Genomic DNA, 23779 nt, shown 5'->3' on the forward strand with positions numbered 1-23779 from the left:
GCCGGCCCGAGATGCCGTCCCCCCTCGAAGCGCCGAAGGCGCGCCACAGAGGGGGGAAGCCGCGTCAGCGGCGCAGGGGGGTGTTACTTCTTCTCCGGCACGTTCTTCTTGCCCTTGTTCTCGGGGATGTAGTCGCTCCACGGATCCGCGACCACGGGACCCGGCGTCTTCCACACCACGTTGAACTGGCCATCGGCACGCACCTCGCCGATGAACACCGGCTTGTGCAGGTGGTGGTTTTCCTTGTCCATGGTGCTGGTGAAGCCACCCGGCGCCTTGAAGGTCTGGCCGGCCATGGCGGCGATGACCTTGTCGGTATCGGTCGACTTGGCCTTGGTCACGGCCTGGGCCCACATGTTGACGCCGATGTAGGTGGCTTCCATCGGATCGTTGGTCAGCGGCTTGTCCTTGTGGCCGGGGATGTTCTTGGCCTTGGCGTAGGCGCTCCACTTCTTCACGAACTCGGTGTTGGCCGGGCTCTTGATGCTCATGAAGTAATTCCATGCAGCCAGGTGGCCCACCAGCGGCTTGGTGTCCACGCCGCGCAGCTCTTCCTCGCCCACGGAGAAGGCCACCACCGGCACGTCCTTGGCGGACAGGCCTGCATTGCCCAGTTCCTTGTAGAAGGGCACGTTGGAGTCGCCGTTGATGGTGGAGACCACCGCCGTCTTCTTGCCAGCCGACGCGAACTTCTTGATGTTGGCGATGATGGTCTGGTAGTCGCTGTGGCCGAAGGGGGTGTACTCCTCCATGATGTCGGCATCGGCCACGCCCTTGCTCTTGAGGAAGGCGCGCAGGATCTTGTTGGTGGTGCGCGGGTACACATAGTCGGTGCCCAGCAGCACCCAGCGCTTGGCGGAGCCACCGTCCTTGCTCATCAGGTATTCCACCGCCGGAATGGCCTGCTGGTTGGGCGCGGCGCCGGTGTAGAACACGTTCTTGCTCAGTTCCTCGCCCTCGTACTGCACGGGATAGAACAGCAGGCCGTTGTTCTCTTCCACCACCGGCAGCACCGACTTGCGCGACACCGAGGTCCAGCAACCGAAGATCACCGCCACCTTGTCCTGCGTCAGCAATTGCTTGGTCTTCTCGGCGAACAGCGGCCAGTTGGAGGCCGGGTCCACCACCACGGGTTCGAGCTTCTTGCCCAGCACGCCGCCCTTGGCGTTGATCTCGTCGATGGCCATGAGCACCGTGTCCTTGAGCACGGTTTCAGAGATGGCCATGGTGCCGGAGAGGCTGTGCAGCACGCCGACCTTGATGGTCTCCTGGGCGTGGGCAGGCAGGGCGGACAGGCCGCCCAGCGTGGCCACCATGGCGGCGGCCGAAAGGGTCTTGAGGGTGATACGACGGGTGTTCTGAGATTGGGACATCGCGCTTCTCCAGTGTTCCTGTGGTCCCCGTGAGGGGGTGGTGTGTTGGCGCCGCCGGCTGCCCTCTTCGGACGTGGCACAGCGGACGAACTGGATGCTAGGGATGCTCCGCCGCGGCGTATGTACGCCGGGTGGCGTACGCCGCCTTCTGTCTTGAGCTATATGTCCCCGCGCGGACTCCAGCCGATACCCGAGCGAGCCACGCTCGCATCGGCCTGAGACACCTTTTCGAGCGTCGGCAATAGCGCGTCAAAGGTGTCTTGGCACAGTTGCTTCCGGTACATCTGATCCCCTGTCTGGCTGTAGCCTCGGTACTGGATCAGCCGCTTGAGCGCGAGCCCTGCGTCCTGGGGAGAAGCTTGAACACGAAGGGGAAATTCCCTCAAAAGGACTTCGTGGTGTCTGCGGATCAAGCGCTCGCTGCTCAAGCCCAATGTCAGCGCGACGAGATCCTGCATCGCAGTCGGCGAGTTCACACCAAACCACCGCTCTCGGCAGGTGTTAAGACGGTTTTCAAAGGCCACCATCAATGGATGTTGCGGGTTCGGAGGAATGTGGCGATTCCTGTGCGAAAGCACCTTGTCCTCCAACAAGCCCAGCGCGTTGTCCAGTTTGCGTGCAACTTGGACAACGCCCGAAGGTGCATTGCCAATGGGCGAGGACAGTTCGCGGGCCACATGGTGATCGAACCGCCTTAGCGCCGCGTCCGCAGTTGAAGCGGTCTGGTCCGAATAGAAGGAAGCGGCAGCAAGCAAATGCAGCCATTGCCCTTGCTCCTCGGACGAAATGCTCTCGATAAGTGCCAGGCAGGCCGAGGGCAATCGGGTCCAGTAGTCACCACTTGGATCACCGTACCGAAACAAGCAATCCAAGGCGCGCAGGCGGGACTCGACGCTTGCGCCCGGAGTATCCAAGGTCCATACGACCAGTAGCGCACTCATGGGCGCCAGCAAACTGTCCACAGCCACCCCAAGCGAAACGCTGCGATCATTTCCCAGAAGCTTCAACGCCGTATTGAAAATCGCCTGTCGCAGCATCTCCTCCGAGAACTCTCTTCGAAACGGCCGAAAGCGGGTAGCCAACTGGTAGGCCAGTTCGGGGCTTTCGTGGAAATAGAGCGGAAAGAAGACGGCGGATCCCCCACTGCTTTTCCAATGCTCATCGACAAACGCCGCTGCGGCCTCCGTGTCCCTGCTCACAACCTCCAGCAAAAGGCCCCATGTCAGTCGTCGCAGATCAAGCAAGTCTCGTCCGTTGCCTTCATGTAACAGTGATCGGATCGCAGCCCTCAGTCTGACTTCTGGCGGTACGCGGCCATCTTTGACCCACTGCTGCGCAGCCAGAGTGAGACGCTTTTCCAAAAAAACTCGCGTCCACTCGCGCCCCAGTTCGACTTGCAACAAACGGAAGAACAGGAGCACACCGAGCGCGGTGTCTTCTTGAGCATTCACATCCGACTCATCCGCGATCTTGGAAATGAACTGCTCGTGAAGCCAATGCGAGTACCTATCCTCGGCCTTACCCCTTGCCACGTTGAGTTGGGCCAGACCTCGCACCAGCAAGTTGGGCTTGGGAAGTCCGTGCAATGGAAAGAGCAACTGATTCGAAACCGCCATTGAACTCCTGTTCAGGAGCTCGATAGCTGGCAGCAACGACTGCTTGCGTATCGCGTACCAGTCCGCCAGTCGCAGTACACACTGCTGCTCTTCGGACGACAGATATGAGTACAGGCTGTCTCGCCGCTCGATGAATGCGCGACGCGCATTCTCATTGAGCGCACGAACCGGCAAGAAAGCTTGATCGGACAGTTTCACAACAACGCGCCCTCGCCTGAGTCTGGTCTAACGCAACCCGTTCGCCTTGAACTCGGTCAGCATCCTAACCGAGGCGCCGCCGGGAACATCCACCAAGCGCTGCCGCTTCATCCTTCGTGAAAACCGCCGGCTCCCAGATAGGACATAGCATCAACCGACAGGCAAATCGAGCTGACGCACCCGGTTGATCGCCATAGCCGCTGCCGCGGTGCGCGTCTCCACGCCCAGCTTGGCGTAGATGCGTTCCAGGTGCTTCTTCACCGTGGCGGGGCTTGCGCCCAGGATGTCGCCGATGTCGCGGTTGATCTTGCCTTTGACCACCCAGTACAGCACCTCAGCCTCTCGCGCCGTCAGGCCAAAGGCGGCGGCCAGGCCGGAAAGCACGCTGGCGTCGGAGGTCTCCTGCATCACGATCAACCAGTCTCCACCTTCGCCATTCACCTCGTCGCCCACGCACTGGTGCAGGCGGAAGGTCAGGCGGCGCGGGCCGTTTTCGATGCTCAGGCGTGGCGGCTCGCGTTGCTCTCGCGCATCGGCCAGGTGGCGCCGCAGCCATTGCAGCACCTCGGGCGGCGTCACGGGCGCTTCGGTGCCGCAGTGGTGGCGCAACAGGTCGCGCGCCAGCGGTGTCTGCCACATCAGGCGGCCGTCGCGCTCGCGCACGGTGATGGTGGCGTAGCCAAAGGCGTCGAGCGCATTGCGCGCCTGGCTGCGCTCCACCGCGCCCTGGCGCACGTGGCGCGCGGTGCGCAGGTGCACACCCATGCGCGCCATCACTTCGCGCGGCTTGATCGGCTTGGTCACATAGTCCACGCCTCCCGCATCCAACGCCGCCACCAGGTGCTCGGTGTCGGTGAGCCCGGTCATGAAGATGATGGGAATGTTCGCCGTGGCGGGCTGACCCTTGAGCCGGCGCGCCACCTCGAAGCCATCCAGACCGGGCATGACGGCGTCGAGCAGCACCACGTCGGGCAAGGCCTGCGTGGCGCGCCGGATCGCGCTCTCTCCGTCCAGTGCCACCAGCACGGTGTAGCCCGCCTCGTCCAGCGCGTCGTGCAGGGGCGCCACGTTGTCGGGCACGTCGTCGACGATGAGGACCACCAGACTGTCCGTCAGCGGCAGGCTCAGGCCGGCGACGGGCGTAGGCGCGAGGGGCTCAACCGGATGCGGCATGGTGTTGCAGCAATTGCTGTTCGATGGCTTCGAAACGGAACTCACGCGCCAGGGCGCGCAACGACTGGGCAAAGGCGGCCTGCTCGGGATGGCGCGACACCCATTCGTCCAGCCATTGCACGATGCCCTTGTAGTACCCCAGGCGGACCAGCTCCAGCAGGGGTTCGATCTCGGCGCGGCTGGCCGGGGCGGGCGCTGCCGGCGCCGGGACCGGGGTGGGTTGCGCCGGCTCGATGCCAGCGCCCAGCCAGTCGAGCGAGAGCTTCTGGCCCAGCCAGTTCAGCAGGTCGTCGCGCCGCACCGGCTTGACGAAGAAATCCTGCGGGCGATGGCCCTGGTCGCCGTCTTCCGCCTGCAGGCCCTTGTCGAAGGCATTGGCCGAAACGATGGCCAGGGGCACGGCACCCCACCCACGCGCCCGCAGGCGGCGCAGCGTCTCCCAGCCGTCGATGCCGGGCATGGCCAGGTCCATGAAGACCGCGTGCGGCGCCTGCGGCCCACCGGGCTGCAGGTCATCGAGCAGGGCCAGCGCATCGAGGCCGCTGGTGGCCAACATCACCTCGAACCCCAGCGGCGCCAGCCAGCGCGAGAGCAGTTCCCGGTCGGCCTCCTCGTTGTCCACCACCAGCACGCGGCGGCGCTCGCCCGTGTAGCCGGTGAACTGCAGGGCCGCCTGCGGCCCGGGCAGCACCGCGCCGTGCAACTCCGGCAGGAACAGGCGAACCGTGAACACCGTGCCCTGCCCGGGTGCGCTGCGCACGGTCATCTCGCCGCCCATGAGGTCGGTGAGCATCTTGGCGATGGTCAGGCCCAGCCCGGTGCCCGCGCCAGCCGCCGAGGCGGCGTCACCCTGCCCGCGCGCGAAAGGCTCGAACACACGTTCAAGCTCCTGCGCGCTCATGCCTGGCCCGGTGTCGTGCACCTCGAACTGGGCCATCTCGCGCTGGTGCGTGACGCGCAGCCGCACCTGGCCCTGGCGGGTGAACTTGACCGCATTGCCCAGCAGGTTGATCAGGATCTGCCGCAGGCGCTTCTCGTCGGCGCGCACCGCGTCCGGCAGACGCCCACCGGTCTCGAATGCAAAGCGCAGGCCCTTGGCGGCGGCCTGCAGCTCGAACATGCTGGCCACCTCCTGCATGGTCCCGGCGAAGGCCATGGGCCGCACGTCCAGCGCCAGCTTGCCCGACTCGATGCGCGCGATGTCCAGCGTGCCATCGATCAGCGAAAGCAGGTGCTCGCCGCCGCGGTGGATCACACGGATGGCCTGCGCCCGGTGCGGTGCCATGCCGGTGTCCTCCTGCAACAGTTGCGCGTAGCCCAGGATGCTGTTGAGCGGCGTGCGCAGTTCGTGGCTGATGGTGGAGATGTAGCGTGTCTTGGCCTGGTTGGCCTGTTCGGCTGCGTGGCGTGCCTGCTGCAGGGCTTCGTCGGTGCGCTGGTGCGACTCGATCTCCTGCATCAGCAGACGCGTCTGGCGGTTGGACTCCTCCTGTGCCACCTCACGGCTCTTGTGCGCCAGCACCAGCCACCAGGCCACGGTGGCGGCGATCAGCAGCAGCACCGCGTAGACGCGCACGAAACCTGAGCGCAGCGCGGCATCGAGCAGCGAGACGTTGGCGGCCACGCCCAGCCCCTGGCTCAGGCCCTCCACTTCCTGGCGGTACAGCAGCCCCAGCACCGCCGCCAGCACGGGTGCGATCACCAGCATGAGCAGCAGGTAGTGCGCCAGACCCGCTTCCAGGTAGGGCCACACGGTGCGCGGCATCACGTGGCGCAGCGCCCCCATCCACTGCTCGGACAGGCGCGCATGCGGCTTGCAGAGGTCGCCGCAGCGCGCATCCAGCGTGCAGCACAGCGAGCAGATGTGGCCCTGGTAGGCCGGGCAGTGCGCCATGTCGGGGGCCTCGTATTCGCGCTCGCATATGACGCAGGTGTGGGTGACACCCCCGGCGCGGCCTGCGGCGTCGGGGGTCGCACTGGCCACCTGGCGCAGCCAGATCCCCGGCGCGGCCGTGCGCGCCTCGCCACCGCTTCTGGCGATGTAGTAGCGCCCCTGGGTGATCCAGGCGATCGCCGGGGCCGCCACCAGCGCCGTCACCATCGCGATCAGGGCCGAAAAGGCCTGCGGCCCCGGCCCCATGAGCCCGGTGTGCGCCAGGATCGACAGCGCCGATGCCAGGCCCATGGCGCCCACACCCACGGGGTTGATGTCGTACAGGTAGGCGCGCTTGAACTCGATGCCCTTGGGCGACCAGCCCAGCGGCTTGTTGATCACCAGGTCTGCCACCACCGCCATGATCCAGGCGATGGCGATGTTGGAGTACACGCCCAGCACCTCGCCCAAGGCCTGGAACACGTTCATCTCCATCAGCATGAAGGCGATCAGTGTGTTGAACACCACCCACACCACGCGCCCTGGGTGGCTGTGCGTGATGCGGGAGAAGAAGTTGCTCCACGCCAGCGAACCGGCGTAGGCGTTGGTGACGTTGATCTTGAGCTGGGACACCACCACGAAAAGCGCCGTCGCGGCCACCGCCCAGCCGTAGTCCGTGAACACGAACTCGTAGGCCGCTAGGTACATCTGGTTGGGGTCGACCGCGCGCTCGGGCGGCACCATGTGGCTGATGGCCAGGTAGGCCAGCAGGGCGCCGCCCAGCATTTTGATCACGCCGATCACCACCCAACCCGGGCCACCGGCGAGCACGCCGGCCCACCAGCGCCAGGCCTTGCCCGGCACGCGGGCGGGCATGAAGCGCAGGTAGTCGGCCTGCTCGCCCATCTGGGTGATGAGCGCGATGCCCACCGTCAGAGCCGCACCAAACAAGTGCCAATCGAAGCGGGTGCCTGCACCAGATTCGCCTCCGTAATGCACCACGTTGGTGAATGTCTCTGGCGCCATCCAGGCCACCGCGGCGAAAGGCACCACCATCATCACCAGCCACAAGGGCTGCGTCCAGACCTGGAAGCGGCTGATGACCGACACCCCGTGCGTCACGAGCGGAATGACCACCAGCGCGCAGATCAGGTAGCCCCAGGCGGGCGGAATGTCCAGCGCGAGTTCCAGCGCATAGGCCATCACCGCGGCCTCCAGCGCGAAGAAGATGAAGGTGAACGAGGCGTAGATCAGCGAGGTGATGGTGGAGCCGATGTACCCGAACCCCGCCCCCCGCGTGAGCAGGTCCATGTCGATGCCGTGGCGTGCGGCATAGACGCTGATGGGCAACCCGGCCAGGAAGATGATGAGGCCGGTGCACAGGATGGCCAGGGCGGCGTTGATGAAGCCGTACTGCACCAGCAGGGTCGCGCCCACCGCTTCCAGGATCAGGAAGGAGGCGGCGCCGAAGGCGGTGTTGGCCACCCGCCATTCCGACCACTTGCGAAAGCGCTGCGGCGTGTAGCGCAGCGCATAGTCCTCCATGGTCTCGCTGCCCACCCAGCTGTTGTAGTCGCGGCGCACCTTTATGATGCGCTGCGGCGCCGCGGGCTCGGCCGAAACCGGCAACGGAGAAAGGTCGGACGGGGCGTTGTTCACACCGGGTTTGTGCAGCTTTCATGCCACGCCGGCGCGTGGGGCACGGGAATTGCTGACCCGGTCTGCCAGACAGATCGAAAGCGCCCGCACCACCATGGAACTCACGCCCCGAGAAAAAGATAAGCTGCTGCTGTTCACCGCCGCGCTGCTGGCCGAGAGGCGCCGCGCGCGCGGGCTCAAGCTCAACCACCCGGAAGCCATCGCCCTGATCAGCGCCGCCGTGCTGGAGGGCGCACGCGACGGCAAGACCGTGGCCCAGCTCATGAGCGAAGGCCGGCAGGTGCTCACACGGGCCGACGTGATGGACGGCATCGCCGAAATGATCCCGGACATCCAGGTGGAAGCCACCTTCCCCGACGGCACCAAGCTGGTGACGGTTCACCAGCCCATCACCTGAAGTGCATCCAGCCGGGCCATGCCATGGGGCTTGCGGGCAGCCGACATGCGCCAGGCCTCTTTTTGACATTGGAGAACCTTTCATGAAAACCAAACACCTTCTGGCGCTGGCCTTTGGCACCTTGCTCAGTACCTCCGTCCTCGCGCACGTGGGTGCCGATGGCGGCGGACACCATGGATTCCTCACCGGCTTCTTCCACCCCATCACCGGGCTGGACCACCTGGCCGCGATGCTGGCGGTGGGCGTGTGGAGCGCCATGACGGCGCGGCGAATCTGGGCCGCGCCGCTGGCGTTCGCCTCTCTGCTGCTGGTGGGTGCACTGCTGGCGCAGGCAGGCATCGCCTTCCCGGCCATCGAGCCCATGATCGCGGCGTCCATGCTGGTGGTTGGCTTGCTGCTGGCGGCGCAGGTGAAACTGCCCGAGGCGGCGGGCGCCGTGCTGGTAGGGGCGTTCGCACTGTTCCACGGCGCGGCGCACGGCCAGGAACTCGCGGGCGCGGGCGCACTGCTGGGCATGGTGGCCGGCACGGCGCTGCTGCACGTCGCTGGCATGGGCGTGGGCCTGGTGATGCGCCGGCACAGCGCCTGGTTGCCGCGCGCGGCGGGCGCCGCGGTCGCGCTGTTCGGGCTGAACATGGCCTGGTCGCTCATGGCCTGAACCGAAGCTGCGCGAGGCAACACCCCATGATCCCCGGCGAACTGATCATCGACACAGGCGAGCACGAACTCAACCCGGGCCGCCGCACGCTCACCCTGGTGGTAAAGAACGGCGCCGACCGCCCCATCCAGGTGGGCTCGCACTACCACTTCGCCGAGACCAACGCGGCGCTGGACTTTGACCGCGATGCCGCGCGCGGCATGCGCCTGAACATCGCCTCCGGCACGGCGGTGCGCTTCGAACCCGGCCAGCAGCGCACCGTGGAACTGGTGGACTACGCGGGCGAACGCATCGTCTATGGGTTCCGCGGATTGACGCAAAACAAACTCTGAGGACGAACCGCCCATGGCCCACATTGCCCGAAGCGCCTACGCCGACATGTTCGGCCCCACCGTGGGCGACCGCCTGCGCCTGGCCGACACCGGCCTGGTGATCGAGATCGAGAAGGATTTCACCCTCTCTGCCGGCGGCTACGGCGAGGAAGTCAAGTTCGGCGGCGGCAAGACCATCCGCGACGGCATGGCACAGAGCCAGCGCACGCGCGCCGAAGGCGCAGTGGACACCGTGCTGACCAACGCCGTCGTCATCGACCACTGGGGCATCGTCAAGGCCGACATCGGCCTCAAGGGCGGGCGCATCGTGGCCATCGGCAAGGCCGGCAATCCGGACACCATGCCGGGGGTGGACATCGTCATCGGCCCGGGCACCGAAGTCATCAGCTGCGAAGGCAGCATCGTCACCGCGGGCGGCATCGACAGCCACATCCATTTCATCTGCCCGCAGCAGGTGGACGAGGCCCTGGCCTCGGGCGTCACCACCATGCTCGGCGGCGGCACTGGCCCTGCCACCGGTACCTTCGCCACCACCTGCACGCCCGGCCCCTGGCACATCGAACGCATACTGCAGGCCGCCGATGGGCTGCCCATGAACCTGGGTTTCCTCGGCAAGGGCAACGCCAGCCTGCCGAATGCGCTGCACGAACAGATCAACGCCGGCGTCATCGGCCTCAAGCTGCACGAGGACTGGGGCACCACGCCCTCGGCCATCGACAACTGCCTGGCCGTGGCCGAACAGGCCGACGTGCAGGTGGCCATCCACAGCGACACCCTCAACGAGTCCGGCTTCGTGGAAAACACCATCGCCGCCACCCGGGGGCGCACGCTGTGCGCCTTCCACACCGAGGGGGCGGGCGGCGGCCATGCGCCAGACATCCTGCGCGTGGTGGGCGAAGGCAACTTCCTGCCCTCCTCCACCAACCCCACCATGCCCTACACCGTGAACACGCTGGACGAGCACGTGGACATGCTGATGGTGTGCCACCACCTGGACGCGGGCATCGCCGAAGACCTCGCCTTCGCGGAAAGCCGCATCCGCCGCGAGACGATCGCCGCCGAGGACATCCTGCACGACATGGGCGCCATCAGCATGATGAGCAGCGACAGCCAGGCCATGGGCCGGGTCGGCGAGGTCATCATCCGCACCTGGCAGACCGCCGACAAAATGAAGACCCAGCGCGGCGTGCTGCCCGAGGACAGCGCGCGCAACGACAACTTCCGCGTCAAGCGCTACATCGCCAAGTACACGATCAACCCGGCCATCGCGCACGGTGTCTCGCACGTGGTGGGCTCGCTGGAGGTCGGCAAGTGGGCCGACCTGGTGATCTGGAAACCCGCCTTCTTCGGCGTCAAGCCCGCGCTGGTGCTCAAGGGCGGCAGCATCGCGCTGGCCGCCATGGGCGACCCGAACGCCTCCATCCCCACGCCGCAGCCGGTGCACTACCGGCCCATGTTCGGCAGCTACGGCGGCGCCACCGCCCGGGGCAGCCTGACCTTCGTCTCGCAGGCCGCGCTTTCGGCCGGTGTGGGTGAGCGCTTCGGCCTGCACAAACCGCTGGTGGCGGTGCAGGGCTGCCGGGGCGTCACCAAGGCGCAGATGGTGCACAACAGCCTGCTGCCCCGCATGGAAATCGACGCGCAGACCTATTCGGTGCGCGCCGACGGCCAGTTGCTCACCTGCGAACCCGCCAGCAAGCTGCCCATGGCCCAACGCTACTTCCTGTTCTGACCCCATGCTGCAGGTCTCCCGCATCGTTCCCCAGGGCAAAGGCCTGGCGCCCGTGCTGGTGCAGCGCGCCGCCCAACTGGTGCTGGACTGGGACGTCCGCCAGAAAAGCCGCTTCGACGCCACCGCCTCGGACGAACGCCACGTCGGCGTCTTCCTGCCGCGCGGCACCGTGGTGCGCGGCGGCGACGTGCTGATCACGCAAGACGGCTCGCTGTTGCGTGTGGTGGCCGCGCCGCAGCCTGTGATGCGCATCACCGCCTGCCCCGACCATCCCCCACAGGAGCAGGCCTTTGACCTCATGCGCGCCGCCTACCACCTGGGCAACCGCCATGTCCCCATCGAGTTGCGCCCCGATCACCTCAAGATCGAGCCCGATCACGTGCTGGCCGACATGCTGCGCGCCATGCATCTCACGGTAGAAGAAGCACGCGAGCCCTTCGAACCCGAAGGCGGTGCCTACGGTGGGCATGGCCACGGACAGGCCGCGCACGGTCACAGCCACAGCAACAGCCACAGCCACGATCACCACCACCCTCACCACGACGCCCACCACCCGCACGGCCACAGCCATGGCTGAGTCCACCACGGGTCTGCTGCAGATCCTCTGGCTGGCCTCGCCGGCCTTGCCGGTGGGCGGCTTTTCCTACTCCGAAGGCCTGGAAGCGGCAGTGGACGCCGGCCAGGTGCACGACGAGGCCAGCGCCGCCGCCTGGCTGGGCGACCAGTTGCACCTGGGCCTGGCGCGCGCCGACCTCGCCGTCGTCGCGCAGGCCATCCCCGCCTGGCGCAACAACGACCTCGCGCGCGTGAACGAACTCAACCAGTGGGTGCTGTGCACGCGTGAAACCCAGGAGTTCCGCCTGCAGACCGAGCAGATGGGCCGCTCCTTGCTCGAATGGGCGCGCCAGCTCGGCGAGCTGGGCGGCGGCGTGTTCGAGCGTTTGCTGGCGGCCGAGCTGAACCCGCCCACCTACCCCGTGGCCAGCGCCTGCGCCGCCGCCCACACCGACGCCAGCGTGCGGGACTGTCTCATCGGCTATGCCTTCGGCTGGAGCGAGAACATGGTGCAGGCCGCCATCAAGTCCGTGCCTCTGGGCCAGAGCGCCGGCCAGCGCATGCTGGCCCGTCTGGCCGCCGACATCCCCGCCGCCGTCGACCACGCCCTGGCGCTGCCCGATGCGCACCGCCAGGCGTTCGCCCCACTGCTCGCCATTCTTTCCGCGCGCCACGAGACGCAGTACTCTCGCCTGTTCCGATCGTGACCACGACAAGGAGACACCCCATGAGCGCCCTGCACCACATCCCTCGCCGCACCAAGACCCTGCCCCCCTTGCGCGTGGGCATCGGTGGCCCGGTCGGCTCCGGCAAGACCACGCTGCTGGAGATGCTCTGCAAGGCCATGCGCGAACGCTACGACCTCGTCGCCATCACCAACGACATCTACACCAAGGAAGACCAGCGCCTGCTCACCGTCAGCGGCGCACTGCCGGCCGAACGCATCATGGGCGTGGAAACCGGCGGCTGCCCGCACACCGCCATCCGGGAAGACGCGTCCATCAACCTGGAAGCCATCGACCGCATGCTGGGCGACTTCCCCGAAGCCGACGTGGTGTTCATCGAGTCCGGCGGCGACAACCTGGCCGCCACCTTCAGCCCCGAGCTCTCCGACCTCACCATCTACGTCATCGACGTCGCCGCTGGCGAGAAGATCCCACGCAAGGGCGGCCCCGGCATCACCAAGAGCGACCTCTTCGTCATCAACAAGACCGACCTGGCCCCACACGTGGGCGCCGACCTGGAGGTCATGAAGGCAGACACCGCGCGCATGCGCCCCGACCCCACACGCCGCCCCTGGGTGATGACCAACCTCAAGACCCTGGCTGGCGTCGACGAGGTGGTGAAGTTCATCGAAACCCGCGGCATGCTCCAGGCCAGCGCCACGCCCGCACTGGCCTGACCGCGCAGGCTAGAATGCCCCCCGTTGTGCCGCATCCGGAGACGTGGGTGAGCGGTTTAAACCAGCAGTCTTGAAAACTGCCGACGGGCAACCGTCCGTGAGTTCGAATCTCACCGTCTCCGCCAGGCCCTTAGTGTTTGTCCGGCTTCCAGCCTTGTGTCGTTAGCCATAAGGTGTCCCAAATGACAGCTTTTGGTTTTTCTCACGATCCGCCACATTTTGCTTTTCTTGCGAGATGTGTTAGCGGAGTCATGTAGCTTTGATCGTGCCTTGGGTCGGCGTAGGGCGCCGAAGTAGTTGCTTTGGCGCAGTCGAAAAATCAAGGACTTACAGAACCTCGTGCCACAGGGCTGGCACGGTCCCGGTCAAGGTTGATGCGACTGGCCTACACGACCGCCAAAGTTGTTGCGGCTGAACACCCACGTGGACGGCCTTCGGAAAGCTGTCCCTCTCGGCTACGATGTCGCAGATCGGCCAGAAGCGGACATGCGAAGGAGGGGGGCTATGCGAAGTGCTTTTTTCGTTCTTCTTTGTTCAGTCTTGTTTTTTGCGGTTGGACCGCTGGTCCCACTCCTGGCTCATGGCAGCTTTAGCCCTTGGGCATTGGTTCTTTCACCGTTTGCTTACTTCTTTGGCGGAATTTATGCTGCGGGCCTTGGCGTGGTATTCGCGCTCGTCTCGTTGCTTTCGGTGCGCTTTTCGCCGCGCCTGATACCGAGGGGCGGTCGAATTCCTCTGGCGCTGGCTGGGGCTCTGCATGGCCTTGGGGTCGGAGTACTGCTATTTGTCGTTCCTGCATTGTGGTGGGCTCTTGATAATCCAGCACTAGCGCAAGCGAACAACAATACCTTTGGATATTGGCTTCAAACGGACGCGCCTGGATACGTGTTCCGTACCTTTGTTCTGCCAACAGCAGTCTGCGGAGCAATGGCCTGGTCTTGGCTATTGCCGCGACTTCTCCAAGTGTCACGCGTGAACGCATCTGACGGCGGACAACCCCAAAGTTGAACTGCGACGCTTGTCTGAGCAACGTCCGCTCAGGGCCCGAAGCTGACGTTGCATCATTCCGAGAACGGTTGCTGGGCGCGTGCCGCAAATCAGACTGAAGGTCGCACAAAACGACCTTGATGGCATCGGCGTGTTCGAGAGCGAGACGCCTTCAGCGCGACAAATACCCCCCATTCGGGCTGAGCACCTGCCCCACGAAGAACGACGAGCGCTCGCTGACGAGGAACAGGATGGTCTCGGCGATTTCACGGGCTTCACCGAGGCGGCCCAAGGGCGTGGCGCGCACATGGCCGCGGGCGATCACCTCGGGCAGCTCGGCGCGCATCGCGGTGGCGATGAAGCCGGGCGCGACGGCGTTGACGCGGATACCCAGGGGCGCCACCTCCTGCGCAACGGCCCGGGTGAAGCCGTTGATGGCCGCCTTGGTGGCGGCGTAATGCGGCACGCCGCTGCCGCCGTCGATCCCCAGCACCGAGCTGAGGTTGACGATGGCTCCGCTGCGCCGAGGCTGCATGTGGCGCAACGCCGCCCGCGTGCAGAAGAAGGTGCCGTCCAGCCCGATGGCCAGCATGCGGCGCCATTCTTCGTCGCTCAGGTCGGCGGTGGCGTTCAGCGGGGTCTGCACGGCACCGGTGGCCTGTATCTCGTCCAGCTGGTGCACGCGCCGCGCGAGGTTGCGGCTGTACTCCGCGCCTCCGACGATGCCGGCGTTGTTCACCAGCACATCGATGCGGCCGAAGTCCACCGCCACCGCATCCACGGTGGCGTTGACCTGGGCCGAATCGCTCACGTCGCAGGCGTATCCGCGCCCACCCAGGCGTTGCGCCAGGGCCTGGGCGCGCGGCGCATCCAGGTCGAGCACCGCCACGCGGGCGCCTTCGCGTGCGAAGGCCTCGCACACGGCGCTGCCTATGCCCCCCGTGCCCCCGGTGACGATGCAGACCTGGCCGTCGAGCTCGCGGCGCGGCGCGGTGGAGCTGCTCATGACACAGCGAGCTGCTGGATGTCCTCAAGGATGGCGATGGTTTCCGCGCCAGCGTTGGGGAAGGCGCGCATGCGGCCCTCGTCGCTGATCTCGCCCCAGCGCGCCAGCAGGTCTTCGGGCGAGGCAATCTCGGCCGGGTCCAGTTGCACCCCGCTGGTGCAGGCCACGCGCACGGTGGCGTAGTGGCCGGCGGCGGCCGAACAGATCACGCCGGATTCCTCGAACGCTTCCGAACAGAGCAGGGCCACGGCTGCGGACACATGCTCCGGCTTGAAGTGCGGCGCAATGTCCGCCGGCATCACGCCTTCGGTCATGCCGGTCATGGCCACCGGAGCGATGGTGTTGACGCGGATGTTGTACTTGCCGCCTTCCTGCTTGAGGGTGTTCATCAGGCCCACCATGCCCATCTTGGCGGCCGAGTAGTTGGACTGCCCGAAGTTGCCGTACAGGCCGCTGTTGGAGGTGGTGAACACCACGCGCCCGTAGCGCTGCTCCTGCATCAGCGGCCAGGCGGCGCGCGTGACGTAGGCCGTGCCCGAGAGGTGAACCTTGACGACGGCGTCCCAGTCGTTCATGTCCAGCTTGCCGAAGGTGCGGTCGCGCAGGATGCCCGCGTTGTTGACCACGATATCCAGGCGGCCGAAGTCGCGCACGGCCTGGTCGACCAGGCGCTGCGCACCCGCCATGTCGGCGATGGAGTCGTGGTTGGCCACGGCCTCTCCGCCCGCGGCACGGATCTCGGCGACCACGTCGTCGGCGGCCCAGCCACCTTCGTTGTCGGCGCGGCGCGATGGCCCGGGGTCGTTGACCACGACTTTGGCGCCGCGCGCAGCCAGCAGCAGTGCGTGGCTGCGGCCCAGGCCTGCGCCCGCGCCGGTGATGATGGCCACGCGGCCGTCGAATCGAATGCTCATGGTGGTGTTGTCCTCTCTGCGATCGGTCGTTGGGGTCAGGCCGGCGTGAACACCGGAATCGTCACGCCGCCTTCCGATGGCCGGAAAGCGACCTTGACACGTTGGCCGATGGCCAGCTTGTCCAGGTCGGCATCGACGATGTTGCTCATCACGGTGACGCCTTCGTCCAGCGTCACGTAGGCAATGGCGTAAGGCACCTCGACGCGCCGCATCACGCTGTACGAGTAGATGGTGCCCAGACCCGCGCTCTCTTGCCATGCCGTCTGGTCGCTGAAGCAGTGCGGGCAGATGGCGCGCGGGTAGAAGTGCGCATGGCCACAGGCCTTGCAGGTCTTGAGGAGGAAACGGCCGGCGGCGGCGCCGTCCCAGAAAGGCTGGTTCTCGACGTTGGTACCCGGCGAGATGAAGGCACGTGTCGCGCTGCTGTTGCTGCTCATTTCAGTCGTTCCTTTCGAGGATGAGGACACCTGCGCCGTGGCGGCTGCCCATCCACCCGCCCATGCCGCTGGCCAGAGCCAGCTTGCAGTCGGGCACCTGCACGGCGGGGTGGGCCTCGCCGCGCAGCTGGCGCACCGCCTCGATCGCCTTGGTCATGCCACCGCGGTTGGCCGGGTGGTTGTTGCACAGGCCGCCCCCATCGGTGTTGAAGGGCAGCTTGCCCACGCCGGAGATCAGGCCGCCATCGGCCACGAAGCGGCCGCCCTGCCCTTTCTCGCAGAAGCCGAGGTCTTCGAGCTGCATCAGCACCGTGATGGTGAAGCTGTCGTAGATGGAGGCGTACTGGATGTCCGAAGGTTTCACGCCAGCCTGCTCAAAAGCCTGCTGCCCGGCCCACGCGGCGGCCGAGTGGCTGAGGTCGATGCGGCCACCGCTCTGGTGTTTGGCGGCCTCGCCGGTACCGATCACGCGCACCGACTTGCGCTTGAGCGTGCGCGCGATCTCCGGGCGCGTCACCACCAGAGCGCCGCCGCCGTCGCTGACCACGCAGCAGTCCAGGCGGTGCAGCGGGTCGGAGATCATGGGTGAGTTCACCACATCCTCCACCGTGACCACCTTGCGCAGCATGGCGTTGGGGTTGTGCTGGGCATGGTGCGAGGCCGCCACCTTGATCCAGGCGAGTTGCTCGCTGGTGGTGCCGTACTGGTGCATGTGGCGCATGGCGCACATGCCGTAGGTGTTGACCACGGTCGGGCCGTAGGGTTGCTCGAACGGCATGTCGGGGATGTTGTAGTCCACCACCGGCTCCGCCGTGAGGCCGGCGGCCCGGGGCCGGCCCGCCAGCGTGATCAGCGCCACATTGCACTTGCCCTGGGCGATGGCCTGGGCCGCGTGGGCCACGTGCAGCAGGTAGGCCGAGCCGCCGGTGTCGGTGTTGTCCATGTAGCGCACCTTCAGGCCAAGGTAGTCCACCATGGACAGCGGCCCCAGGCCGGGCGCCTCGGTATCGCAGAAGTAGCCGTCCACGTCGTCTTTGCTCAGGCCGGCGTCCTCCAGGGCGCCGCGGGCCACTTCAGCGTGCAGCTGTGCCAGGGATTTGTCGTCTGCCTTGCGCGTGGGGTGTTCGTACGCCCCCACGATGCAGGCATGGGTCTGTGTGCTCATGCGTTCTTCAACCTTTCCTGAAAATCATGTGGTGCTGGCGGTGAGTACGGCCTTGCCATGGTCAAGGGCGACCACGCCGCGCTCGACCACGCGGGTGCGGAACGAGACGGTGTCGCCATCCACCCAGTAAGCGGTGCTCAGGGTCTCGCCGGGAAACACGGGCGCGGTAAAGCGCGCCTCGAAGTGGGTGATGCGGTCCGCGCGCATCCCGCAGGCGCCGCGCACCACGCTGACCGCCGCCACGCCGTAGCTGCACAGGCCATGCAGGATGGGCCGTTCAAAGCCGGCACGCCGCGCGAAGGCGGGGTCCACATGCAGCGGGTTGCGGTCGCCGCTGAGGCGGTAGATCAGCGCCTGTTCAGGCCGCGTGCGCAGCGCCACCTCGCCATCGGGTGCCCGCTCGGGCACATGGTGTGGCGCCGGTCCGCGGCCCGTGGGCCCACCGAAGCCCCCGTCGCCGCGCGCGAAGATGGTGGAGAGCAGCGTGGCCACCGGCGCGGCGTCCACCGCGTCATGGATGTCGGTGCGCGCCAGCAGCACCGCGCCGCGCCCTGGCCCCTTGTCGAAGGCATCGACGATGCGCAGCTTGGCGCGCACATGCCCGGCCACGGTCAGCGGCCGGTGCAGCGTCACGCGCTGTTCGCCGTGCACGATCTTCGTGAGGTCCATACCCGTGGCTTCCTGCCAGGTGTCTTCCCAGGCCATCACCGTCGCCTGCGTGGGCAGGACCTGCAGTCCCTGCTCGAAGACGAAGGGCAAGTCGGTGGGCATGTCCTGCCCCATGCCAACGCCCAGGGCATAGAGCAGTGTGTCGCGTTCGCCGTAGCGGAACTCACGCGCCGGAAAGTCCAGCGCCATCAGGTGGTCGTAGCGGATGGCCATGCTCAGAGTACCTCTGTGTCCAGTTCGGCGAACAGCGGGTGGGCCGACGCCAGCAAGGGCAGCCAATGCCGCAGGCGGCCGAGTTCGAAGTCGTAGAAGTAGCGGCAGGCCGCCAGCTTGCCCTGGTAGAACAGGCGGTCGTCCCCGCTGGCGCCCGCGGCCAGCGCCAAGCTGGCCACCGAAGCCTGGCGCAGCCACATCCAGGCGATCACCACATGGCCGAACATGTCCAGGTAGCAGGTGGCATTGGCCAGGTAGACGCGCTCGTTGTCAGCGCCCGCCTGCATGGCGCGCGTGGCCGCTTCCACGTCGTCCAGCGCCTGGTCCAACTGGCGCGCATGGGCACCCACGGCCTCGTCGCCCGCCGGGCAGGCCGCGATGTCGGCGCGGATGGTGTCGAACAGCAGGCGCAGGGCGGCGCCGTCCTGCATCCGGATCTTGCGGCCCACCAGGTCCATGGCCTGGATGCCGTGCGTGCCCTCGTGGATGAGATTCAAACGGTTGTCGCGGTAGAACTGCTCCACCGGGTAGTCGCGCGTGTAGCCGTAACCGCCGAGCACCTGCATCGCCAGCTTGTTGGCCTCCAGGCAGAACTCGCTGGGCCAGCTTTTCACGATCGGTGTGAGGATCTCCAGCAGCAGCGCGGCGCGCTCACGCGCCTGGGTGTCCTCGTGGCTGCGCACGTCGTCCACCAGGGTCGCCGCGTAGAGGCACAGGCCGAGCGCGCCCTCGGCGTAGCTCTTCTGCGTGACCAGCATGCGGCGGATGTCGGCGTGCTCGACGATGGGCACCGGTGGCGTGGCGGGGTCCTTGGCGCCGGGCAGTCGGCCCTGGGGGCGGTTCTTCGCGTAGTCCAGGCTGTAGAGGTAGCCGGCGATGCCGAGCATGGTCGCGCCCACGCCCACGGAGATGCGCGCCTCGTTCATCATGTGGAACATGCACGACAGGCCGTTGTGCGGTTCGCCGATCAGTTCGCCCATGCAATCGTCGTCGTCCCCGAAGCTGAGCAGGGTGTTGACGGTGCCGCGGTAACCCATCTTGTGGTTGAGGCCGACCAGCGTGACACCGTTGTCCGCCCCGACGCTGCCGTCCTCCGCCACGCGCCTGCGGGGCACGATGAACAGCGAAATGCCGCGCGTGCCCGCCGGTGCGCCGTCGATGCGGGCCAGCACCAGGTGCACGATGTTCTCGGAGAGTTCGTGCTCACCGGCGGATATCCACATCTTGGAGCCCTTGATGCGGTAGCCGCCGTCGGGCTGGGGAATGGCTCGGGTGCGGATGTCGGCCAGGCCGGAGCCGGCGTGCGGTTCGCTCAGGCACATGGTGCCCAGGAAGCGCGCCGCCAGCATGGGTTGCATGTAGAGCCGCCGCTGGCGTTCGGTACCGAAGGCGCGGATCACCGCCGCGCCGGAGATGGTGAGAAAGTTGTAGCTGGAGGTGCCGATGTTGGCCGCCTGGAAACACGCCAGCGAGGCCTGCAGCAAGGTGAACGGCAACTGCTGTCCGTCTTCCTCGTAGGGCCGGTCGGCGTTCATGAAGCCCGCATCGGCAAAGGCTTTGAGCGCTTCCTTCACTTGCGGCACCACGCGCACCTTGCCGTTTTCCAGGCGGGGTTCGTCCAGGTCGGCTTCGCGGTAGTGGGGCTGGAACTTGTCGCGGGCCACGGCCTGCGCAGTGTCGAGCACGGCCGCGAAGGTCTGTCGGTCGTGGTCCGCGTGCACGGGGCGCTGCGTCAGGCGTTCGACGCCCAGCACCTCGAACAGCTGGAAATCCAAGTCGCGGCGGTTGATCGTGGGGTGCGTGCTGGATGCGCTCATGGTCATGCGGTCAGGTAGCCACCGTCCACCACGAGCGTGGTGCCGGTGATGTAGGCGGCCATATCGGAAGCCAGGAACACCACCGGTCCGATGAGGTCCTCGGGCTCGCCGATGCGTTGCAGGGGCACGCGCCGGCACAGCGCGGCCATGCGCTCGGGATCGCTGGCCGATGGCGACATCGGCGTGCGGATGGCCCCTGGCGCGATGCCATTGACGCGGACGCCGTGCGGACCGAGCTCGCGCGCCATGGCCACGGTGAGCAGGCGCACGCCCCCCTTGGAAGCGGAGTAGCCGGGCGTGTTGGCGGTGTAGATGTAGCTGGCGATGGAGCCCATGTTGACCACCGCGCCGCGCGTGGCCTTGAGCTGCGGCAGCCAGGCCATGATCACGTTGAACGGGCCCGACAGGTTGATGTCCATGGACTCCTTCCAGGCCTGCATCACCTGCGGGCTGTCGACGCCGGCGTAATGGATCACGCCGGCGTTGTTGACCACCAGGCTGGTGTCACCCAGTTCGGCCTGCATGCGCTGCGCCACATCGGCGCACGCGGCGGCATCGGCCACGTCCATGGCGTAGGCGCGCGCCCGGCCACCCGCAGCCTCGATGGTGGCCACGGTGTCCTGCAGGCTCTTGAGGGTGCGCCCGGTCACGGCCACGGTGGCGCCGTGCGCCGCCAGGCCACGCGCGATGGCCGCGCCTATGCCGCTGCCGCCACCGGTGACCAGGGCGACACGGCCGTTCAGGGAGGTGTCCGCTGTGTTCATGGTTCGCTCAGACCGAGAGGGAAGGCGCCTGGGCGCGGGCGTAGTCGGTATAGCCCTCGGCACCGCTGCCGTACCACTGCGAAGGCTGCCGGGGCACCAGAGGCAGGCCCTGGCGCAGGCGTGTCACCAGGTCGGGGTTGCCGATGAAATCGCGCCCGAAGGCCACCAGGTCGCAGCGGCCCTGCCGCAGTTCCTCGCGGGCCGTGTCCAGCGTGAAGTCTCCTGCGGCCACCAGCGTGCCGCTCCAGCGCGGGCGCACGAAGCCCAGCACGTCCGCCACGGGGCCGCTGACGCTTTGATTGCCGGACACCTGGGCACGCACCACATGCAGGTAGGCCAGGCCCAGCGCCTGCAGCCGCGGCAGCAGGTAGTCGTAGGTACCGGCTTCGTCGGCGCTTTCAGCGCCGTTGAACTTGTTGAAGGGGGTCAGGCGAATCCCCACGCGCTGCGGTCCGACCGCGGCCGCGCAAGCCTCGGCGGTCTCGAGAATGAAGCGGGCGCGGTTGGCCAGGCTGCCGCCGTAGCGGTCGGTGCGCAGGTTGCTGCTCTCGTGCAGGAATTGGCTGGGCAGGTAGCCATTGGCGCCGTGGATCTCGATGCCATCGCAGCCGGCGTCCACCGCACGGCGCGCCGCCTGCGCGTAGTCGCGCACGGTGGCGGCCACCTCCTCGGTGCTCAGCGCCCGTGGCACCGGCACGGGTTGTTCACCCGCGGGCGTGACCACCTTGCGCGGGAAGACCACCGCGCTGGGTGCCACCGGGTGCAGGCCCGGCGCCATGTTGGCCGGATGGGCGATGCGGCCCACGTGCCAGAGTTGCATGAACAGGCGCGAGCCGGCGGCGTGCACCGCATCGCTCACCTCTCGCCAGGCATCGCGCTGCGCATCGGTATGGATGCCCGGCGTCCCGCTGAACCCCTTGCCCTGCGGCGAGATGTCAACCGCCTCGGACACGATCAGGCCGGCCTCGGCGCGCTGCGCGTAGTACGTCGCCATGAGCGCCGTGGCTTCGCCTTGCGCATTGGCGCGTGAGCGCGTCATGGGCGCCATCACCACACGGTTCTTGAGCGCCATGCCACCGACGCTGGCGGACGAGAACACGTCCGGCGGTGCATGGGTATCGGGAGTGCTGTTCATGGCCGCGGCCCTTTCAGGATCGGGAAGGTTTGACAAAGGGCGGCAGGGCCGCGGCGCGGGTGCGCAGTTCCAGTTTGGCCAGCTTGCCCGCTGAATTGCGGGGCAGAGGCTCCGTGCCGACTGTCACGGTCTCGGGGACTTCATAGTCTCCCAGGCGCTCGCTGCAGAAGGCGCGGATGGCGTCGGCATCGAGGTCGTCGCGCGTGGTGGTGACGAAGGCGTGTACCCGCTCGCCCAGCACCGGGTCCGGCCGCCCCACCAGCGCGGCCTCCTGCACACCCGGAATCTGCAGCAGCACGTTCTCCACGACCGCCGAATAAATCTTGTAGCCGCCGCGGTTGATCATGTCCTTGAGGCGGTCCAGCACGTAGAGGTAGCCCTGCTCGTCCAGGCGGCCGATGTCACCCGAGCGCCAGTACCCGGCCACGATGCCATCGGCGCTGGCGGCGGCGTCGTTCCAGTAGCCGCTGACCACGCCCGGGCTGCGCACCCAGATCTCGCCGGATTCCCCGGTCGGGACTTCCACCCCCGTCTCGGGATGGACGATCAGCACCTCGATGCACGACAGCGGTTTGCCAACCGCGTCCAGGTGCGCATTGCCCGCTTCGCGCGGCGTCATGACGGCCGCACCGCAGGTCTCGGTGCTGCCGTAGCCATTGACCAGACGCAGGCCGGGACAGGCAGCGGCGAGCCGCTGGGCCACCGCGGTGGGCATGGGGGCGCCACCGAAATGGCCGACGCGCCAGGCGCTCAGGTCGTGCTGCTCGAAATCTGGCTCCATGAGGCACAGGTTGTACATGGCCGGCACCATGATGGTGTAGGTCATGCGCTCGCGCGCCGCCATGGGCAGGAACTCGGCCGCCTTGAAGCGCGGCGCGAGCAGCAGGGCCGCCCCGACCACCAGTGGAGACACCACGCCGCACATCAGTCCGGTGGTGTGGCTCAGAGGCACGGCGATCGCCACACGGTCCTGCTCATGCAGATCCAGGTTGCCGCAGTGGTGCAGCACCGAATGCACCATGTTCAGGTGCGTGATGGCCGCGCCCTTGGGCTTGCCGGTGGAACCCGACGTATAGAGGATGACGGCGACATCTTCTTCGGACGCCGGCTCGTGCGCCGGTGGCGCGGCATCGGCATGCGCTTGCGGGAAAACGGGCAGACCGGTGGAGGCTGGCAAAGCGATGGTCACCAAAGGTCCGGGCCGCCCGGAGGTGGGCGGGACGCGGTCGGCCAGCGCCGCGTCGTGCAGCAAGCAGCTGGCCCCGGCATTGCGCAAAACATGCAGCACCTCGGGGGCCTTGAGCCGCACGTCCACGGGCACGGCCACCGCGCCCAGCCAGAGCACGGCATAGAACAGGAACACGAACTCTGGCCGGTTGCCCACCAGCAGCACCACGCGGTCGCCCGGTTGCACCCCATGGGCCTTCAGGCCCGCCGCGCAATGCCGGATCTCCGCGAGCAGTTCCGCAAAGCGCCAGCGCTGCGCCTCGAACACCAGGGCATCGCGCTGCGCATGCTGTTCGGCCATGGCCTGCAGCGCCTGCAGCACGCTGCGCGGCCTGTCCTGGAAACACCAGACCACCCGGTTGCCGAAATGGCTCTCGCGGCGCCTGGGCAGCGCCTCCTGTTGAAAGATCATCCATCCACCCTGCAGAGTCGAATGCGGCCGGGGCACGCCGTGCCCCGGCCAGTCCAAGCGCGTGA

At 67.0% G+C, this 23779-nt stretch carries 20 protein-coding genes and 1 tRNA gene; 8 read left to right on the forward strand and 13 right to left on the reverse strand.

Annotated elements, in window-relative coordinates; translation table 11 throughout:
- Window positions 1-83 precede the first annotated feature (83 nt).
- The 4 genes from urtA to KIT53_RS06205 all read right to left on the reverse strand — a co-directional run bounded on the left by urtA (window position 84) and on the right by KIT53_RS06205 (window position 7778).
- Window positions 84-1373 carry an urea ABC transporter substrate-binding protein gene (gene urtA / locus KIT53_RS06190; RefSeq protein ID WP_297749297.1) on the reverse strand — a complete coding sequence of 430 codons (1290 nt, stop codon included), beginning with the start codon at window positions 1371-1373 and terminating at the stop codon, window positions 84-86.
- Window positions 1374-1531: 158 nt separating this feature from the next.
- Entirely contained in the window at window positions 1532-3187 is a 1656-nt protein-coding gene (locus tag KIT53_RS06195) for a hypothetical protein (RefSeq protein WP_297749300.1), read from the reverse strand.
- A gap of 150 nt (window positions 3188-3337) precedes the next feature.
- Window positions 3338-4360 carry a response regulator transcription factor gene (locus tag KIT53_RS06200; protein ID WP_297749302.1) on the reverse strand — a complete coding sequence of 341 codons (1023 nt, stop codon included), beginning with the start codon at window positions 4358-4360 and terminating at the stop codon, window positions 3338-3340.
- Window positions 4344-7778 carry an ATP-binding protein gene (locus KIT53_RS06205; protein ID WP_297749643.1) on the reverse strand — a complete coding sequence of 1145 codons (3435 nt, stop codon included), beginning with the start codon at window positions 7776-7778 and terminating at the stop codon, window positions 4344-4346. Before KIT53_RS06205 ends, KIT53_RS06200 begins: the two co-directional genes overlap by 17 nt.
- A 208-nt stretch (window positions 7779-7986) precedes the next feature.
- Here KIT53_RS06205 and KIT53_RS06210 point away from each other — a divergent pair, with 208 nt between their 5' ends.
- From KIT53_RS06210 to KIT53_RS06245, 8 genes are all read left to right on the forward strand, one after another.
- On the forward strand, window positions 7987-8289 hold the full coding sequence (locus KIT53_RS06210; protein WP_297749305.1) for an urease subunit gamma: 303 nt from the start codon (window positions 7987-7989) through the stop codon (window positions 8287-8289).
- 82 nt (window positions 8290-8371) lie between these two features.
- Window positions 8372-8947 carry a HupE/UreJ family protein gene (locus KIT53_RS06215; RefSeq protein WP_297749308.1) on the forward strand — a complete coding sequence of 192 codons (576 nt, stop codon included), beginning with the start codon at window positions 8372-8374 and terminating at the stop codon, window positions 8945-8947.
- A 26-nt stretch (window positions 8948-8973) separates the two neighbouring features.
- Entirely contained in the window at window positions 8974-9279 is a 306-nt protein-coding gene (locus KIT53_RS06220; RefSeq protein WP_297749311.1) for an urease subunit beta, read from the forward strand.
- A gap of 13 nt (window positions 9280-9292) precedes the next feature.
- Window positions 9293-11011 carry an urease subunit alpha gene (gene ureC / locus KIT53_RS06225; protein ID WP_297749313.1) on the forward strand — a complete coding sequence of 573 codons (1719 nt, stop codon included), beginning with the start codon at window positions 9293-9295 and terminating at the stop codon, window positions 11009-11011.
- Window positions 11012-11015: 4 nt separating this feature from the next.
- Complete coding sequence (gene ureE / locus KIT53_RS06230) at window positions 11016-11588, forward strand: urease accessory protein UreE (protein WP_297749316.1); 573 nt, start codon at window positions 11016-11018, stop codon at window positions 11586-11588.
- Window positions 11581-12273, forward strand: a complete 693-nt coding sequence (locus tag KIT53_RS06235) for an urease accessory protein UreF (RefSeq protein WP_297749319.1) — start codon at window positions 11581-11583, stop codon at window positions 12271-12273. The genes ureE and KIT53_RS06235 overlap by 8 nt, the downstream gene beginning before the upstream one ends.
- A 20-nt stretch (window positions 12274-12293) precedes the next feature.
- A complete protein-coding gene (ureG, locus tag KIT53_RS06240; RefSeq protein WP_297749322.1) occupies window positions 12294-12968 on the forward strand; it encodes an urease accessory protein UreG in 675 nt (224 codons plus the stop codon).
- Between the two features lie 37 nt (window positions 12969-13005).
- Window positions 13006-13093, forward strand: a tRNA-Ser gene (locus KIT53_RS06245).
- Window positions 13094-14127: 1034 nt separating this feature from the next.
- Here the strand turns inward: KIT53_RS06245 and KIT53_RS06250 are convergent.
- Genes KIT53_RS06250 through KIT53_RS06290 form a run of 9 tightly spaced genes read right to left on the reverse strand, consistent with a single transcriptional unit; the run spans window position 14128 to window position 23714 of the window.
- A complete protein-coding gene (locus KIT53_RS06250) occupies window positions 14128-14961 on the reverse strand; it encodes an SDR family NAD(P)-dependent oxidoreductase (protein WP_297749325.1) in 834 nt (277 codons plus the stop codon).
- Complete coding sequence (locus tag KIT53_RS06255) at window positions 14958-15875, reverse strand: SDR family oxidoreductase (protein ID WP_297749329.1); 918 nt, start codon at window positions 15873-15875, stop codon at window positions 14958-14960. The genes KIT53_RS06250 and KIT53_RS06255 overlap by 4 nt, the downstream gene beginning before the upstream one ends.
- A gap of 35 nt (window positions 15876-15910) precedes the next feature.
- Window positions 15911-16312, reverse strand: coding sequence for a Zn-ribbon domain-containing OB-fold protein (locus KIT53_RS06260; RefSeq protein WP_297749332.1), 402 nt, complete (start codon window positions 16310-16312; stop codon window positions 15911-15913).
- Window position 16313: 1 nt separating this feature from the next.
- On the reverse strand, window positions 16314-17477 hold the full coding sequence (locus KIT53_RS06265) for a thiolase domain-containing protein (RefSeq protein ID WP_297749335.1): 1164 nt from the start codon (window positions 17475-17477) through the stop codon (window positions 16314-16316).
- Between the two features lie 24 nt (window positions 17478-17501).
- The gene (locus KIT53_RS06270; RefSeq protein WP_297749339.1) at window positions 17502-18359 is read right to left on the reverse strand and encodes a MaoC family dehydratase; all 858 of its coding nucleotides are present in this window, start codon (window positions 18357-18359) and stop codon (window positions 17502-17504) included.
- A gap of 2 nt (window positions 18360-18361) precedes the next feature.
- Window positions 18362-20176 (reverse strand): acyl-CoA dehydrogenase, encoded by a 1815-nt coding sequence (locus tag KIT53_RS06275; protein WP_297749343.1) that lies wholly within the window; start codon window positions 20174-20176, stop codon window positions 18362-18364.
- Between the two features lie 2 nt (window positions 20177-20178).
- Complete coding sequence (locus KIT53_RS06280; RefSeq protein ID WP_297749344.1) at window positions 20179-20940, reverse strand: glucose 1-dehydrogenase; 762 nt, start codon at window positions 20938-20940, stop codon at window positions 20179-20181.
- A 7-nt stretch (window positions 20941-20947) separates the two neighbouring features.
- Window positions 20948-22075, reverse strand: a complete 1128-nt coding sequence (locus KIT53_RS06285; protein WP_297749347.1) for an alkene reductase — start codon at window positions 22073-22075, stop codon at window positions 20948-20950.
- A 13-nt stretch (window positions 22076-22088) separates the two neighbouring features.
- Window positions 22089-23714, reverse strand: a complete 1626-nt coding sequence (locus KIT53_RS06290; protein WP_297749350.1) for a class I adenylate-forming enzyme family protein — start codon at window positions 23712-23714, stop codon at window positions 22089-22091.
- Window positions 23715-23779: the final 65 nt, after the last annotated feature.

Origin of the sequence: Hydrogenophaga sp., assembly GCF_026125785.1 — a bacterium.
Lineage (GTDB): Bacteria > Pseudomonadota > Gammaproteobacteria > Burkholderiales > Burkholderiaceae_C > Hydrogenophaga.